Below are 17,088 nucleotides of genomic sequence, written 5' to 3'. Positions count from 1 at the left end.
GCTGTGTACAACATAAGCTTTCTACAACTTGAAGGCTTTACAACATAAGTTTTACAACAAGGTCTCATCGCATTCCCTGTCCCCTGAAAGAGGAGTGAACGCCATGCAACACTTAGTCACCCCAACACAAGCGTTGGAAGTAGATGTTATGGAAGTATGGGCACAGCGTGCCCGCCAACAACGTGCGGCACTTGACGCTATTAAAGCTTACCTGCGCTAAGTCCCCAAACGTCATATTGGTTCAACGCCGCTCAACGCCTCGTTTCAGCGAGGCGTTTTTTACCTAGTTAAATGGACAAGCATCACTATCAGGTCTAAATATACGACCTCCAGGCTATAACTATGCTTTACGCAGCCATGCATTACCCTGCAACATAGTCTCTTGACACAAGACGCCTGTATAAGATAACGCTCTTCTGCTTACCCGCACCCCTTACCAGATGAACCGCTTTAATGCTTGCTACCATTAGGCTTAATTATATTTGTCACCTCTTTAAAAAACAAATAGTATTGCAATACCTAGTGGATTAATGATAACCACCTCGACGCTTCAGTATACATAGTCCCCCCAAATCATTTACTTCACGGCTGGGTATGGAGTTATATAAAGAAATAGTCTAATATTAATTCGGCTGATAAAGGCGCAATACTCAACGTGCAGACTCTTCTTGTTATGCACGCACATTGACGAAGGAACGGACGATGCAAACACCTTTTTTGGTTCGCAAAACATCTTATGCTTTAGGTTTAGTGGCGACACTCGCCCTTAGCGGCTGTCAATCAGGCGCTGATCTCGGAGGCTTAATGTCTGCGGGCTCCAGCTTAGCCGGCGCTGCCACGATGTCAGATCAGCAAATGCAACAACTAGGCGATCAAACCATCGCCCAGCTTGACTCCCAGAACCACCTTGTTGCAGACGATAGCCAGTATGCAAAACGCTTGGCCGAGTTAACCCAAGGCTGGGAAACAGTCGACGGCCATACGCTTGACTATAACGTTTATCGAATAGAAGAAATGAATGCTTTTGCGGTACCCAACGGATCCATTCGACTGCATAGCGGGCTGATGGATGAGATGACCGACGATGAAGTGCGTTACGTTATCGCCCACGAGATCGGCCACGTCTCGTTAGGACACTCCAAGCGTGCTTTCCAGGTTGCCTATGCTGCTTCCGCTGCACGTGAAGCAGCTGCGGCCAGCGGCAGCACTACCGCCGCCGCACTATCAAGCTCTGAGCTTGGTGACCTGGGCGAAAAACTGATCAATGCTCAGTTCTCTCAAAGCCAAGAGAGTGCAGCTGATGACTATGCCATTGAGCTAATGCAGCGCCACGACATGAATGCAGAGGCTTCAGTTGCAGCTCTACGCAAAATGGAAGCCAAATACGGCAACAACAGCAGCGTCTTCTCAAGCCACCCAGCAGCGGGTGATCGTGCAGAGCGCCTAGAAGCTTCGTTCCAGTAAAGCTCAGACACTGGTACTGGTACTCCTGCCAAGTTAGTCTTGATAATGAATGGCAGGAGTATCGGTTGCTTAGGTTTACCGATTTTTCTTACCCCCACTAAGCCCACTCGCCACCCTCTTCTTGCTGTTCGGACAGTTGCGTCAGGTAAGTGCCCTGCAAGATATACATCCGCTTTACATCGCGGTATTTGCCATTGATAAAGAACTCCTGCACCAAGTGGCCCTCTTCTGTAAAGCCACTCTCCTCGTAAAGATGAATCGCTTTGACATTATCCACCGCCACAATGAGATATACCTTGTGCAGGTTTAGAATGGTGAACGAGTAATGCAGCGCTTGGCGAATTAACGTGCGCGCAAACCCTTTGCCCTGATGCTCCGGGGTAATAATGATTTGAAACTCGCCGCTGCGATGGATGTAGTCGATCTCGATCAGTTCTACCAGACCGATGGCATTTCCATGGCTATCTTCAGCGACAAAGCGCCGTTCGGCGTTGTCATGGATATGCTTGTTATACAGCTCCTCCAGCTCATCAAATGACTCGTAAGGCTCTTCAAACCAGTACGACATAATACTCTGGTTATTATTTAGCTCATGAACAAAGCGCAGGTCGTTGCGCTCCAGTGCACGCAAATAAAGTGTATGGCCCATTGCCCGCTTTCCTTATGAATATCCGTTAAGAATACTCGTTTTAAACTTGCCCGCCACTCGGTTCTTGCCTTTAGGTTAGGCCATTTTGGCCAGGCGTCTAAATGAAAACAGCTCCGCCAAAGGGTGTTCTCTACCCTCTATAAGCGCTCGCAGCAGTTTGGCGCCTATCATGCTATAGCTAATGCCGTTGCCGCCGTAGGCCATGGCAAAATGAACGCGTGGGCCTAGGGCGTCATGTGGGCCGAAAAAAGGTAGACCGTCGTCGGTTTCAGCAAAGGTGCCACCCCAAGAGAATGTTGGGTTGATATCGAGCTTAGGCCATAGCGTTGCTATTTTAGCTGTTAGCCCTTCGGCCTTTTCTTCTACCCTCGCATCGCGGCGCTTGGGAATATCTTCATCGTCGTCGTCTCCCCCTACGAGAAGTCGTCCATCGCAGGTAGTGCGCATATACAGGTAGGGGCGCGATGATTCCCACATCATGGTGTGGCGCAGTTTGCCCAATGCCTCTGGCGGTAGTGGGTCGGTAATCAGCGCATAGCTACTGCGATTGACGGCCACCTTTTCTGGCAGCCAGGCTTGAGACTCATACCCTGCGGCCATCACTACGTACTGGCAACGCAGCTTGGCGCCATTGGCCAGAGTGAGCGTGACGCCTTGATCATCCGGCGTCATCGTCTCCATCTGTGTGCGGTCATATACTTCTCCCCCACGCGCGACCACTCTGGAAAACAGCTGATATGCCATGCGATAAGGATCAATAGTGGCGGCTAGCTGAGTAAGAATAGCGCCGGGTGCCTCAAAGCCGTACTCCGCCAAAATAGCCTTGCGCTCAAGCCACTCGGCTTCAAAACCGTGTTTTTGGCGCAGCACCAATTCCTCCCGAAGTGATGCGACATCCTCTTCGCTACTGGCATAGTAAAGGCTTTGCTGACGCTCAAAGTCCACATCGCCCAGCCCTGCCGCCAGGGACTCAAGCTCGCCAATGGCCTCTGCACAGGCGCGGTAAGCACGCACTGCATCGGCTTCGCCATAGCGCTCGGCTAGCTCTGTCATATGGGTGTCAATTTCGTACTGCAGCAAAGCCGTACTGGCGGCTGAACTGCCCCACCCAACATCCCGGCGTTCAAGCACCACCACATGGTGGCCACTGCGGCTTAGCTCATCAGCAATCAACGCCCCCGTAATACCGCCACCAATCACAACAGCCTCGCATTGGTGATCGCGAGTCAATTGAGGAAAGGTTTTCAACAGGCCATTTTTGACTGCCCAAAAGGGATAACCACTTTTCAGATCCATCTGTTTGCCTTTGCTTGAGAGACTTGCAGTATGCTGTTAACCATAGATGGTTCCCCAGAACTTGCTTGAGAAAACGCTTCCGAGTGATTGCTCCACACAATAAAGGAGATGCGCATGATTGATTTACGCAGTGATACGGTGACCCGTCCGACCTCTGCCATGAAAGACGCCATGATGGCCGCCCCGGTTGGCGATGATGTGTGGGGCGATGACCCAACGGTCAACGCGTTTCAAGCCAACCTGGCCGAGCAGGCAGGTAAAGAAGCGGCGCTGCTGTTTCCTAGCGGGACTCAAAGCAACCTGGTGGCGCTAATGGCCCACTGCGAGCGCGGCGATGAGTACATTGTTGGGCAGTCAGCCCACACTTATCGTTATGAAGGCGGTGGCGCAGCGGTGTTAGGCAGTATCCAGCCACAACCCATCGAGAACGACGCCGATGGCACGCTGCCACTGGAAAAAATCAGTGCCGCGATTAAAGCCGACGATTTTCACTTTGCGCGTACTAAGCTGCTGGCATTAGAAAACACCATTGGCGGCAAAGTGCTGCCCGTAGACTACGTATTAAAAGCCACAGAGCTTGCTCGCGAGCGTGGCCTGGCAACGCATTTAGACGGGGCGCGCTTATTCAATGCCGCTGTCGCAACCGACACCTCGCTCAAGCAGCTCTGCCTACCGTTCGATAGCGTGTCGCTGTGCTTCTCAAAAGGCCTGGGTACGCCAATAGGGTCGGCGCTGGTGGGCTCACAAGCATTGATCGACCACGCTCGGCGCTGGCGTAAAGTGGTGGGTGGTGGCATGCGCCAATCAGGTATTATCGCCGCCGCCTGCCAGTATGCGTTAGATCACCACGTGGCAGACTTAGCCGACGATCACCGCCGTGCAGAGCGCCTTGCAGCGGGCTTAGCAAAGCTGCCAGGAGTCGAGATCAGCGCTCAGGCAACCAATATGGTATTCGCGCATTTTCCCGACGAGCATGTAAAGCCACTCTCCGCTTGGCTAAAAGAACACGGCATTTTGATTGAGCTGCTTTACGCCACGCGTTTCGTTACCCATCGTGATCTTGATGACGCAGATATCGACAAAGTCATCGCGGTGATGGAGGCCTATTTTAGTCGCCATTAAAAACGAGTCGTCATTAACCAGTAAATAGCTTAGCTAAGAGATGACGCCCCTAAAGCAAGATGCACGGCGATGCCTGCCATCATCAAGCCAATCAGGCCATCGATAATGCGCCATGCGATGGGTTTTGAAAGCCAAGGCGAAAGCGCAGCGCCGCCCCAGGCCAGCAGGCTGAACCAGAGGATGGAGGCAGTCGAGGCTCCCGCCACAAAAACACCGGCGCTCTCCTGCTGGGCGCCAATGGCGGGTATCAGCAGCAGCGTATCCAGATACACCTGAGGGTTAAGCACGGTGACGGCAAGGGTGGCGAAAATCACTTTGGTTAAGCTGCGCGCTTTGCCCGCTTCGGCACTTAACCCTTGCCGCCCGCTAAAGGCTCTAAACAGCGCCTGAGCCGCCAGCCAGCTTAAAAACACTACGCCCACCCAGCGCATTGCCTCCAATGCGTTGGGCATCGTCAGCAGAAAAGCACTCACCCCAAACATGCCCGCCGTGAGCAGGATAATATCCGCGCTGATGCACAACCCTGCCGACCACCAGTGGTACTCACGACGAATAGCCAGCCCTAGGATATAGGCGTTTTGCGCCCCAATCGCCATGATAATCCCGCCGCACACCACTAGCCCGGTGATATAACTTTCCCACATTGCCCTGCCCCCATTGCCGGAATTAGCGTCGCGTTAATTAATCTGGCAATAAAGTAACCGGGAATGCTGATTGCTAAAAATCATCCTGCTAATGGGGTATTAGTTTTTCTTATACTCACCCTCTTACACACAGCCTATCTATTATGATTCCAAGGCTATGGTTTGTTGGAACGTTTGAACTGAAGCGCACGCTCAACACCACGAATTTCCGCCATGCCGCGCAAACGCCCGATTGCCGGGTAGCCAGGTTTAAAGTCGCTGCGCAAATCACTCAACATCGCATGACCATGGTCTGGACGGAAGGGAAGTTGTTCGCCCCTTTTTGCTTCAATGTCCAGAATGATATCGACCAGGCGAACCATATCGGTATCACCCTCTAAATGGGCATCTTCGTGGAAACTGGCCCCATCTGCTTCCAAGGTAGTATTTCGTAAGTGCAAAAAGTGCACTCTATCCGCCTGTTCTTGCAATATTGCAGGCACATCGTTATCAGCTCGTACGCCCAGTGATCCAGAGCAGAGCGTGAAACCATTTACCGGCGAATCGACCATATTCGCAATATCTCTTAAGTCCTGGGCGGTTGAGACCACTCTCGGCAGCCCGAACAGAGAATACGGTGGATCGTCTGGATGAATCGCTAATCGAACGCCTGTATGCGCTATCTTTGGAATGACTCTTGAGAGAAACGAAGCGAGGTTTTCTCTCAAAACCTCGGCGGTAATGTCTTTGTAGGCAGCGAGCCGCTCGCTGAAGCTATCGAGACTGTAGCTTTCTTCAGCACCTGGTAGGCCAGCAATAATAGTATTCGTTAATTCCTCAACCTGATCTGCGTTCATTTCAGATAGGCGAGCCCGGGCTGATTCCTGCGTTTTCTCGTCATAATCTGACGCTGCGCCGGGGCGCTGCAGTATAAGCAAATCAAAAACGACGACGCTAAGCGCGTCATACCTTAAGCATAAGGCCCCATCAGGTAACTCATGGCGCAAGGACGTCCTGGTCCAATCAAGAACCGGCATAAAGTTGTAACAGATGGTTTTTATGCCAGCCTCGGCAAGATTAATGGCACTTTCTGCCCAGGCATCAGCCAGTGTTTCCCAACCATGGGCGTGAGTCTTTATATCCTCATGTATCGGAATGCTTTCTGCCACTGTCCACTCAAGCCCAGCAGCTTCGATAATAGCTTTACGCTCCATGATTTCATTCAAGGGCCACACACAACCGTTCGGTAAGTGATGCAGAGCCGTCACAACACCAGTCGAGCCAGCTTGTCGTACATCCGACAAGCTGATTGGATCGTCCGGCCCAAACCAGCGCCATGTATGTTTCATCAACCTTCTCCCCCGTATTATTAGTGTTAAATAATGCTCTTATTAAATCGTGCTCTTGTTAAACAGATAACCGTCAAAATTCGGGTCTTCAACGTCGGAAAGCTCCATTAGGGTGTCTCGGACGTTATCTAAATGAACCCACATCGCCTTACGCGCCCCTTCGGCATCTTTTAGCTGCAGTGCAGAGAGAATATCCTGATGATCCTTTAGCCATTTTTCTCGGTAGTTGGTATCAAATATCCGCTCATGTAGTCTGGCCCACATCAAGCTCTGGTCTCTTTTGGCCCACAGTTCAGAGACCATATCGACCAATACACTGTTTTGCGTCGCCTCCGCTATCAGGCGATGGAATAGCTCATCACTGGAGTAGTCGTTATTCTTTTCTTCAATGCCCTTGCGCTCCATATCAAGCGCTTCCCGCATACGTACAATATCGTTTTTGGTGACTGACACCGCGGCAAAGCCGGCGATGCTGCTTTCCAAAAGCTGCCTTGCCTGTAACAGTTCAAACGGTCCTATATCATCCACAACAGGCTGTGCTACCGAGCGACTGTCGGAAAGCAAATAGATGCCAGACCCTTTTCTCACTTCAACCAGCTCTTCAATTTCAAGCATGAGTATGGCTTCGCGCGCTGCGGATCTGCCCACGTTTAAAGCCTCTGAAATCTGACGCTCAGTCATAATACGATCGCCGACTTTATACCCTTTCTGCTGAATCAAAATCTTCAAGTCGCGAGCCAGCTCCTGGTAACGCCGTAAACCTTTATGCATTAGATTTCATTTCCATTTTTAATCTTTTATAGAGTGGTAAAAAGAAGCTAGAACATTAAATGCTTCTTTTTTTGTAGATTTATCAGCAGCAATTAACCCTTTTCGATTGAATCCTCTCTGGAAGATATTTTGTCTTCGCTCAACTCTAAAATCGTATAAAATCCAAGGCGACATACCTTTGATATACGCTAATTTTTGCAGCGTATCGATCTGCCGCCGGTAAACATCCGCCATATACTTTTCGCTGAACAGGCCTTCAGATGGGCCTTGAGACGAGTTATCGCCATCCGCCCCCGTTTCAGAAATGATGACGGGGCGATCAGGATCGGAATTTTTTCCGATGGCGTACAGGTCGTCGAAGTTTTCATCGTACCAACCGTAGTACTCATTAATGCCTATAACGTCTAAATGGTCGACTAACCGATCCTCAATTTTCAATTTTGCATGATTAATTAGGCACGCTGCGGCGACTAAGCGCGTGGGGTCATACAAGCGTGCAGTTTCAGCCAGGTCTCGCATAAAAGAGAGACGACTATCCGTATCTGGATTCTCGTTACCAATCGACCAAATAATGACGCTAGCCCTATTGCGATCACGCTTTATTAATTCAATGAGTTGGTTTTTAGCGTCTTTAAGCGTGTTGTGATTATCAAAGTCAATGGCCCAGTAAACGGGAATTTCTTGCCACAGTAAAAAGCCCATCTCATCGGCTAGTTCAGCTGCGCGTTCATGATGGGGGTAGTGCGCGAGGCGAAGAAAATTGCACCCAAGCTCTTTCGCATGAGCGAGCCGTCTGCGAATGTCTTCGTCGGACGTCACTTTCCCTAGGATGTCGTCGTCTTCATGGACAGAAATGCCGCGTAGCCAGATAGGCTCGCCGTTTAGGAGAATATCTACCCCTTGGCGAACGATGGAGCGGAATCCGACATTGTCAGTGATACGGTCTTCACCAGCCGTCAGCACCACTTTATATAGGCGTGGGTTTTCAGGCGACCATCGCTCTGGCTCTGCTGCTATTCGGCAAGTACCTTTGCCATGTTCAATGTTAATCTTTTGAGCAATTCCTAATTCAGGTATCTCAAGGTGAGCATGATGAATGCTGGGGCCATCAACAGCGCTATCAACAGCTCTATCAACAACTACATCAACCTCTATCGCCCTTCCATCCTGAGAAAGGCGAATGAACATATCGCGAATGAATTCTCTGGGTAAGCTAAAGAGCTCGACCTCGCGGTAAACGCCACCGTAATTAAACCAGTCTGTATTGCGCATCGGGACGCGATCCAGCGTACGGGTATTATTGACACACAGCATCAGCCAATTGGTTTCTTCGGCAAGGTCATCCGTCAACTCAACGTAGAAGGGAGTCGAGCCGCCATAGTGATTGCCCAGGAATTTTCCGTTCAGAAATACTTTACAGTCGTACTGAGCCGCACCGACCCTAAGGATGTAGCGTTGGTCTGATTCAGCGGCGCTATCCCGTTTGTTAGCCAGCTTTTTGGTGTACCAAGCACTGCCCTCAAAGAAGTACCATTTTTCCTTTAACATGGCCCAGTTTGAGGGCACCGGGATGGACTCACCCATAAATGGGTCGTAGTCCCAGGGTTCAACGCGGTCGACAGGGTTGGCCGGCTGCATTTCATACCACTTTTGACGCAGACCTGTATCAAGCAAATCCACGCAAAAATTCCAACTGCCGTTAAGCGACGTTGACGTGCGGCCTTTCGTGAACACCATGGTGGAGTGGTTCAGATTTTGCAGATTCAACGGCACGTCGTACTCTTCGTCATGTAACGACGTTAGGGCATTCTCAGCCAAGGATGATCGCTCTAGCATCTCCCACCTCCCCTGCAGCGGTTTTAGTTAGCCTCTGCCTTGATTCGGCTGATTAGGTCGGCCAATTCAGCAGATTGGTTGGCCACTTCATCGTGCATAGGCATGACCGCTTCAATAAAGGGCGCTTTATCTACTTCATTAATCTCAACCCCCATCTCAGTCTCTGCGGTTTCCAATGCTGCCATTGCCGCTTTATTCCAGGAATCGGAATGGAATGCCTGAGCCTCTGATGCCGCCTGTCTCATCGCCGCTTGCTGATCCTCCGACATACGATCCCAGGCGCAGCTGGAGATGACGACCACGGATGGGATGATGGTATGTTCATCAAGCGAAAAATGGCTTGCTACCTCGCCATGACGCGCGTTCGTCAGGGCCGTTGGGTTATTTTCTGCCATCTCGACCACCCCTTGCTGCAGCGCACTGTAAAGCTCGCCCCAATCAATAGGTGTCGGATTGCCTCCCAACAGCTCAACCATTCTTACCGCTGATGGGCTTGGTTGTACTCTTACATTCAGACCCTCTAGGTCTGCTGGCGATTGAATGGCCCGGTCACCATAAAAGGAGCGAGCCCCCTCGGTTAAAAAGGCAACCCCTATGAATCCTTTATCACGTGACGCGTTAAGAATATCTTGGCCAATATCTCCGTTAATGACCCGTTCAAAATGCTCTTCGCTTTCAAAAATGAAAGGTAAATTCATGGCGCTGTACATTGGCTCGAATGCTTCCAGTTCGGCCGTATTGCTGCGCGCCATATCCAATGTACAGTTTTGTACCAACTCCATGGATTCACGCTGCGAGCCAAGCTGTGCGTTGGCATAAATGCGGATATCCAGTTCACCATCGGTGAGCTCTGAAAGACGTTCACTCATGTACTGCATGCTGACATGAGTAGGATGGTCTTCAGGATTATTGTGGTTCAGCCGCAGTGTCTGGGCTTGAGCTGAGGCCGCTGACATGAACAGCGCCGCACTGATTAGAGCCGTGTGTCGCAAGGCTTTTGTTGTCATCAGCTGTTTCTCCTGCTTGTTATGCTTGTTGTTGTGATTGTTGTCGTGAAAGCCGACTGTCATTGAGGCACTCACTTTCTAAGTTACAGATGCAAGATGGCTTACCGACTATATCATGTCAACCAATAAAACAAATTGGTTGACATCTTTTAGAGTAGAAGCGACTCTCTGCACAATGACTAGGGAGTAAGAAGCTAGTCACCAATACACAAAAATAAAACCAGAGGTCTTACGTATGAAACGCACAATGGACTATGTGCTTGGCACGTCTGTGTTTTTAATACTGTTGATCATCGTCGTCAGTGTGACGTGGCAAGTATTATCCCGGTACGTACTAGGCACCCCAAGCACAGCGACAAGTGAAATCGCTCGCTTGTTGTTCATGTGGTTAGCGCTACTTGGAGGTGCTTACACCTTTGGCCAAGCTCGACATCTCGCCATTGATATATTGCCTCTTGCCTTAAACGGCCGCTCACGTCAGTTACTTAATACACTCATACTGTTAATCGTGGCTGGCTTTGCCTTCTTTGTAATGGTTTGGGGTGGTTGGCAAATGGTCTCCCGAACGCTGGCATCGGGCCAAATCACCCCCACGTTGAGACTCCCCATGGGCTATGTATATGGTCCCATTCCAGCTTCCGGGCTAATCATCATTTTTTACTGTTTTATCTTTTTAGGGCGGGTTTGGCTCAACCCTAAGTCGGAGGGCGGCTTCACTATCGATCCGCAACAAGCACCTGCTCCACAAGAGAGAGATTAATATGAATATAACCGTCCTGGTGCTTTTTGGATCGTTCGCGCTTTTAATGGTCTTAGGCATACCCATTGCGTTCGCGATTGGCGTATCTGCGACACTCACCTTTCTGCTATTCATGAGCGTCGACCAATCCCTCAGCATTGTTGCCCAGCAAATAGCGTCGGGGCTTGATAGCTTTACGTTAATAGCCATCCCCTTCTTCATTTTGGCTGGCAACATCATGAATCGAGGCGGCATCGCACTTCGCCTTATCGATTTAGCGAAAGTGCTTGCCGGAAGGCTTCCTGGCTCGCTTGCCCACGTCAATATCATTTCCAATATGCTGTTCGGCGCTTTATCCGGCTCAGCCGTTGCGTCAGCGGCGGCCGTTGGGGGCGTAATGGCTCCTATCCAGAAGCGGGAGGGTTATGATCCTGCTTTTTCGACAGCCGTTAACGTCACCTCTTGTCCTACGGGTCTGTTGATTCCTCCCAGCACAACACTCATTGTTTACTCGCTGATTACTGGCGGCACGTCGATAGCCGCGCTTTTTTTGGCAGGTTATATCCCCGGTATCATCATGGGCTTATCCCTGATGGTGGTGGCAGGGATCATATCTAAAAGAAAGGGCTACCCCGTCGCGGAGAAACCCTCCCTTGCTGAAGTTAAATCAGCAGTACGCCGGGCGATATTACCTTTAGGCCTTATTGTTGTGGTGATTGGCGGGATTATTAGTGGCGTATTTACGGCAACCGAAGCCTCAGCGATCGCTGTTGCTTATTCACTTTTCCTGTCTTTATGTTGGTACAGAGAAATAGGGGTAACGGATCTTCCCAAGATCTTTATCGACTCGGTCGTCACAACGTCTATCGTATTATTTTTAATCGGCTGCTCCATTGCCATGTCCCGCGCCATGGCGTTCGGCGACATACCTTTAACGATCTCTTCTTTTATGATCGGTATATCCGATAATCCGATCATCATTCTACTGTGCATTACCGCCGTACTGCTGGTGATTGGTACTTTTATGGATATGACACCAGCACTGCTTATCTTCACCCCTATCCTTATGCCAGTGATGCAGGATATCGGTATAGACCCGGTTCACTTCGGCATCATCATGACGATCAATCTCTGCGTCGGTATCTGTACCCCGCCAGTGGGCTCAGCACTGTTTGTCGGCTGCTCCATCAGTGGCGTGAGTATTGGTCAAGTGATGAAACCCATCCTGCCATTTTATTTAGTCTTGATAGCCATTGTTCTACTGGTGACCTTCGTTCCACAAATCAGCTTATTTTTGCCCCAGCTTATTTTAGGTTATTAACGAGTTGGTTCCAGGTGATGACCACCGTTAAATCCTGAATTCAGGAATCAAAGGATAAACAATGAAAACCTTAAAAAACTGGCGCCTGGAGCACCACGACGACACGACAGTGCAACTGAGAGTGCACGATAGACATTTAATCTGCATCAACATTCTAGACAACAAATTGTTCCGAGTGCGGCTGCTAAAAGATGGTGCATGGCGCCTTAACCGCTCATGGACGGTAAACCCGGATGGCCACACCTTACCAAAGGGGCGCTCACGTGATTCGGTGACGGGGTTCAGTTGTCCCCAGTACAAGCTTGGGTGGTCGGATGGGCAGTTGCAGATCGAGACCGATGCCTTACGGCTCATCGTCTCTCAGCCGCTGCATTTTAGGTGGGAAGCCTTCGTGGATGAGGGCTGGAAGTATTTAACTGAAGACAGACCCACCGGCGCTTATATGCTGGGCGTTAAGAACCATGCCCACGCCCACTATTTACGTCGGCACCCCGATGAGCGGGTTTATGGCTTGGGCGAAAAAGCCGGGCTGTTGGAGCGGACGGGGCGGCGTTTCGAAATGCGCAGTTTAGACGCTATGGGGTATGACGCAGAGCGCACCGACCCGCTGTATAAACACCTGCCGTTCACCCTTACCCAAACCGCGTCCACCGGTAGTTTTAGTATCTTCTACGACACCTTGAACACCTGTGTGTTGAACATAGGGCAGGAGCTTGATAACTACCACGCCCCTTATCGCTCCTTTACGGCCGATGATGGCGACCTGGATTACTATTTCCGCTGGTCTCCACAGCTTCTAGACCTGGTGAAGAGCCAGTTGGCCTTAACCGGGGGGATGGCATTTCCGCCACGCTGGTCGCTGGGCTATTCCGGGTCAACCATGGCCTATACCGATGCACCCGACGCTCAGGATCAGCTCATCGGCTTTTTGCGAAAGCTGGAGAACGAGGCTATCCCCTGCGACAGCTTTCATCTTTCTTCGGGTTACACCTCCATTGAAGATAAGCGTTATGTGTTTCATTGGAATAACGACAAGGTGCCCAATCCAACCACGTTGACGAAAGCCTTTAATGATTCCGGGGTGCGATTGATCGCCAACATCAAGCCCTGCTTGTTAAGGAACCACCCGCGCTACGCAGAAGTGGCAAACAATAAATTATTTATCCAAGACAGTGAATCTGACACACCGGAGCTTTCAAGCTTCTGGGACGATGAAGGCTCTCATCTCGACTTCACCAATCCCGATACGCTCAGTTGGTGGAAAGAGAACGTCACTCAACAACTGCTGAACCTCGGCATCACTTCCACTTGGAATGATAACAACGAATTTGAAGTGTGGGATCATGGCGCTCGCTGCGTTGGTTTTGGTGAAGAGATCGAAGTGGGGCTGATACGGCCCTTGCATTCGCTGTTGATGGTTCATGCCTCTTGGGAAGCACAGTCTCAACACGCGCCTCAACATCGGCCCTATGTGGTGACCCGATCAGGCTGTGCTGGCCTACAACAGTTTGCCCAAACCTGGACGGGAGACAACAAAACCAGTTGGGAGAGCCTGCGTTGGAATATCCGCATGGGGCTGGGCCTGTCGCTTTCGGGTATCTACAACATTGGGCATGATGTCGGTGGGTTTGCTGGCCCCCAGCCTGGCCCCGAGCTTTTACTCCGTTGGGTTCAGAACGGCATCTTTCATCCCCGGTTCTCCATTCACAGTTGGAACAACGATGGCTCTGTGACCGAGCCTTGGACGCACCCCAGCGTTGCCGACGGCATCCGTGCCGCTATCCAATTCCGCTACCGCTTGTTGCCTTATTTTTATACCTGCCTTTGGCAGGCGGTAAACAACCACGAACCCATGCTAAGACCCACCTTCCTCGACCATGAGAATGACGCACAGACTTATGCAGACACCGACGATTTTCTTCTAGGTCGAGACCTACTCGTAGCGTCTGTGGTTGAGCAAGGCGCAGATAAGCGGCGCATCTATCTGCCCGACAACCATGCAGGATGGTGGGACTACTGGACAGGCCAACTGCATGCCCCAGGAACATGGTTAGAGAAGCCGGTTTCATTGGCGGATATGCCGCTGTTTGTTAAGGCTGGATCAATACTGCCGCTTGCTAATGAGGCCATAAAAGCAACGCCGGAGGCGCAAGTTGGCCGAACGTTGGCACTGTTTCCACAGCCTGGATCGTTTTCCTGCACCTCACTGATTTACGATGATGACGGCGAGTCCAAAGATGGCCCGCACTGCATCACCACTCTGCTGCTTACCGGCGATGAGCATAGTTTGGAACTGCAAATCAGCCATGCTGGGGATATGCCTTTTCCTTTTTCACAACTCAATATAGTGCTACCAGCAGGTGAAAATCGCCCCTTGCACTACGGTGGTCGCGTCATAGAGCATGGCGGGCTAATCACCGTGGGAGAAGCGTCGTGAGCAGCGATAACACATTACTTTGGCGCTTTTGCACGAGCCGCTATCGCTGAAATGGTAAACCAGAAGGCTTTTCTATGAATAATTACCTACACACTGATTTCTTGCTGGATACAGAAACAGCACGCCGCCTCTACCATGATGTAGCTGCGGACTTGCCGATTATTGACTACCACAACCATCTTCCGCCCGAAGAAGTGGCTCACAATCGCAGCTGGGACAACCTGGGCGATCTATGGCTGAGCCATGACCATTACAAGTGGCGTGTCATGCGCTGGGCGGGCGTCCCTGAATCTCACATTACCGGCAGCGCAACAGATAAAGAGAAGTTTCTGGCGTTTGCCCAGATTCTGCCTAAGGCAATTGGCAACCCCATGCACCACTGGAGTCACCTAGAACTGTGGCGCTACTTTGGTGATGAAGGCAAGTTGATCAACGGCGATACCGCAGAGGAGATTTGGCAAAGCACGCAAGCAATGCTGAGCCAGCCTGAGTTCCGCGCCCAGGGCTTGCTAAAAAAGATGAAGGTCGAACTCATTGGCACCACCGATGACCCGCTCGACAGCCTTGAGCACCACCAAGCATTTGCTGCCTCGCCACACAAAGGTGGGCTTTCCATGGTGCCTACCTTTCGCCCGGATCGCGCGCTGGCAATCGAAGGCGCAGGTTTCAATAACTACCTTGAAAAACTGGAGACCCTGACCGGACAACCCATCAGCACCTTCGAGCATCTGGTAAGCGCACTCACGGATCGCCTGGAGTACTTCATTGCCAACGGCTGCCGTGCCGCCGACCACGGTATTGGGCAGCTAGAACAGGCCGATGAGCTAAGTGCTAGCCAGCTTGATGCCATTCTGGAAAAAGGCCGCCAAGGCAAAGCCTTAGCGCCAAAGGAAGCAGAGAGCTTCCGTATGGCCGTATTGGTAGCACTTGGCCGTGGGTACGCGCGGGCTGATTTGGTGATGCAACTTCACATAGGGCCACTGCGTAATAACAGTACGCAAATATTCACGGCGGCTGGTAGCGACTCAGGTGCTGATTCCATTCAAGATAAGCCCATTGCCGAGCCGTTAAACAAATTGCTGGATCGCATGGATAGCACCAATGAGCTGCCGCGCACCATTCTTTATGCGCTGGATCCCAGTAAAAACCCCATCATCGTCACCACGGCGGGTAACTTTCAAAGCGGTGGCATAGCAGGCAAGGTACAGGCGGGGACTGCATGGTGGTTCAATGACCAACTTGACGGCATGGAAAACCAGATGAGCCAACTGGCGCAAATGGGCCTGTTGTCTACCTTCACCGGCATGTTAACGGACAGTCGCTCCTTCTTGTCCTTTCCTCGGCATGAATACTTCCGAAGGTTGCTATGCCGTATCGTCGGGCGTTGGGTTTCTGAGGGGCTGGCACCGAATGATCACAAGCTGCTTGATGAGATCATTGCGGATATCTGTTACCACAACGCCCACCGCTGGTTCATTGAATGAATTAAATACATGATGATTTAGTAGTGCGATTAGCCAGCAGCATTAGGGGGCGCTTGCGCCTCCAAGGCTTCAACAAGCGACTCGGCGAAACGGAGGGCTGAGGGGAACCCTCCCCATGGCCAATAATTTACTTCTATATTGACCGGGGTATCATCCAACCAATGCTGCCATAGCCCCGACGTTGGCAAGGCTGAATCAGTTAAGTATTGAGAGTAAGTCGGGTGAAGCAGAATGAACCTACCTTCTAATTGAAACGCCTCTGAAATGGTTAATGTGCTGAAGCCCCAGTCGTTAGTAGGGCCTTGCCAGGCATTTTCCAATCCCAACTGAGTGATAACCATATCTTCCAGGCTTCCATGCCCATAAATGCGAACATGTCGGTCGTCTCGAATTTCTACAACCAACAGGGGGTCTACAGGCCTTGCAATCTGTGCCGCTATTACTGCCAGCCTAGTTTGGACAGACTCAATTAATTCTTGGGCCTGCTGTTGCTGATCGTTCAGCTCCCCTACTTTTCTAGTAAGTTGTTCAAGGTTCTGCCAAATATTTAAGTTTTCTCCAAATAGCGAGATTTTTATTACATCAGCAATACTGGAAAGTTTATTCTCTAAATTCAAATGGGCCGGTGGCGATATTAGAATAGCATCAGGCTCCAACGACGCTAGGTATTCAAAATTGGGCTGAAACCTATTCCCGAGCTCCCGGGTGTCAGGCAGTAAGGGCTCTCGGTAGAAGCGCCTATATTGTGCCAAGCCCGCCATCGCTAAAGGAGGCTGTTGCAAAGCAGAAAGTGTATCTGCAATGGCATAGTCAAAAGCGACCAGCTTTTTGGACTCTTCAGCGTTAGCGAATGAGACGAGTAGCGGTAAAAATATAACTAGGAGAAAAATTATACGGCCTGATGGTAGAAAATTACCCATATAGATCATCAATATATTTTCTATTTTGGCTCTTATAAAACAATGACAGGCGGTGAAGCCGCCTGCCATT

At 50.7% G+C, this 17,088-nt stretch carries 14 protein-coding genes; 6 read left to right on the top strand and 8 right to left on the bottom strand.

Going from position 1 to position 17,088, the window contains the following annotated elements; genetic code table 11:
* The first annotated feature begins 702 nt into the window (after positions 1-702).
* Entirely contained in the window at positions 703-1,464 is a 762-nt protein-coding gene (locus LMS44_RS04940; RefSeq protein ID WP_022521788.1) for a M48 family metalloprotease, read from the top strand.
* 97 nt (positions 1,465-1,561) lie between these two features.
* Here the strand turns inward: LMS44_RS04940 and speG are convergent, their stop codons facing one another.
* Positions 1,562-2,113, bottom strand: a complete 552-nt coding sequence (speG, locus tag LMS44_RS04935) for a spermidine N1-acetyltransferase (protein ID WP_422156336.1) — start codon at positions 2,111-2,113, stop codon at positions 1,562-1,564.
* 75 nt (positions 2,114-2,188) lie between these two features.
* The gene (locus LMS44_RS04930; protein WP_422156334.1) at positions 2,189-3,409 is read right to left on the bottom strand and encodes an NAD(P)/FAD-dependent oxidoreductase; all 1,221 of its coding nucleotides are present in this window, start codon (positions 3,407-3,409) and stop codon (positions 2,189-2,191) included.
* 114 nt (positions 3,410-3,523) lie between these two features.
* Here LMS44_RS04930 and ltaE point away from each other — a divergent pair, with 114 nt between their 5' ends.
* A complete protein-coding gene (gene ltaE / locus LMS44_RS04925; RefSeq protein WP_022521791.1) occupies positions 3,524-4,531 on the top strand; it encodes a low-specificity L-threonine aldolase in 1,008 nt (335 codons plus the stop codon).
* Positions 4,532-4,560: 29 nt separating this feature from the next.
* Here the strand turns inward: ltaE and LMS44_RS04920 are convergent, their stop codons facing one another.
* From LMS44_RS04920 to LMS44_RS04900, 5 genes are all read right to left on the bottom strand, one after another.
* Positions 4,561-5,175, bottom strand: coding sequence for a LysE/ArgO family amino acid transporter (locus LMS44_RS04920; RefSeq protein ID WP_022521792.1), 615 nt, complete (start codon positions 5,173-5,175; stop codon positions 4,561-4,563).
* Positions 5,176-5,330: 155 nt separating this feature from the next.
* The gene (uxuA, locus tag LMS44_RS04915; RefSeq protein WP_035538601.1) at positions 5,331-6,503 is read right to left on the bottom strand and encodes a mannonate dehydratase; all 1,173 of its coding nucleotides are present in this window, start codon (positions 6,501-6,503) and stop codon (positions 5,331-5,333) included.
* A gap of 42 nt (positions 6,504-6,545) precedes the next feature.
* The gene (locus LMS44_RS04910) at positions 6,546-7,274 is read right to left on the bottom strand and encodes an FCD domain-containing protein (protein ID WP_027959959.1); all 729 of its coding nucleotides are present in this window, start codon (positions 7,272-7,274) and stop codon (positions 6,546-6,548) included.
* Between the two features lie 18 nt (positions 7,275-7,292).
* Positions 7,293-9,110, bottom strand: a complete 1,818-nt coding sequence (locus tag LMS44_RS04905) for a glycoside hydrolase family 2 protein (RefSeq protein WP_233973824.1) — start codon at positions 9,108-9,110, stop codon at positions 7,293-7,295.
* Between the two features lie 23 nt (positions 9,111-9,133).
* The gene (locus tag LMS44_RS04900; protein ID WP_200890223.1) at positions 9,134-10,180 is read right to left on the bottom strand and encodes a TRAP transporter substrate-binding protein; all 1,047 of its coding nucleotides are present in this window, start codon (positions 10,178-10,180) and stop codon (positions 9,134-9,136) included.
* Between the two features lie 172 nt (positions 10,181-10,352).
* Here LMS44_RS04900 and LMS44_RS04895 point away from each other — a divergent pair, with 172 nt between their 5' ends.
* From LMS44_RS04895 to uxaC, 4 genes are all read left to right on the top strand, one after another.
* Complete coding sequence (locus LMS44_RS04895) at positions 10,353-10,877, top strand: TRAP transporter small permease (protein ID WP_009287128.1); 525 nt, start codon at positions 10,353-10,355, stop codon at positions 10,875-10,877.
* Between the two features lies 1 nt (position 10,878).
* The gene (locus LMS44_RS04890; RefSeq protein ID WP_009287127.1) at positions 10,879-12,177 is read left to right on the top strand and encodes a TRAP transporter large permease; all 1,299 of its coding nucleotides are present in this window, start codon (positions 10,879-10,881) and stop codon (positions 12,175-12,177) included.
* 61 nt (positions 12,178-12,238) lie between these two features.
* Positions 12,239-14,614 carry a glycoside hydrolase family 31 protein gene (locus LMS44_RS04885; RefSeq protein ID WP_498946987.1) on the top strand — a complete coding sequence of 792 codons (2,376 nt, stop codon included), beginning with the start codon at positions 12,239-12,241 and terminating at the stop codon, positions 14,612-14,614.
* A 74-nt stretch (positions 14,615-14,688) separates the two neighbouring features.
* Positions 14,689-16,098 (top strand): glucuronate isomerase, encoded by a 1,410-nt coding sequence (gene uxaC, locus LMS44_RS04880; RefSeq protein WP_498946985.1) that lies wholly within the window; start codon positions 14,689-14,691, stop codon positions 16,096-16,098.
* 29 nt (positions 16,099-16,127) lie between these two features.
* On the opposite strand, the gene LMS44_RS04875 is transcribed toward uxaC, so the two are convergent.
* Positions 16,128-17,087: an ABC transporter substrate-binding protein gene (locus tag LMS44_RS04875; protein WP_427768453.1), complete on the bottom strand. Its 960-nt coding sequence runs from the start codon at positions 17,085-17,087 to the stop codon at positions 16,128-16,130.
* Position 17,088: the final 1 nt, after the last annotated feature.

It is taken from the genome of Halomonas profundus (assembly GCF_020865425.1).
In the GTDB taxonomy this organism is placed as follows: Bacteria; Pseudomonadota; Gammaproteobacteria; order Pseudomonadales; family Halomonadaceae; genus Vreelandella; species Vreelandella titanicae.
Note: the sequence above shows the minus strand (reverse complement) of the source record. Positions and strands in the feature narration are given on the sequence as shown.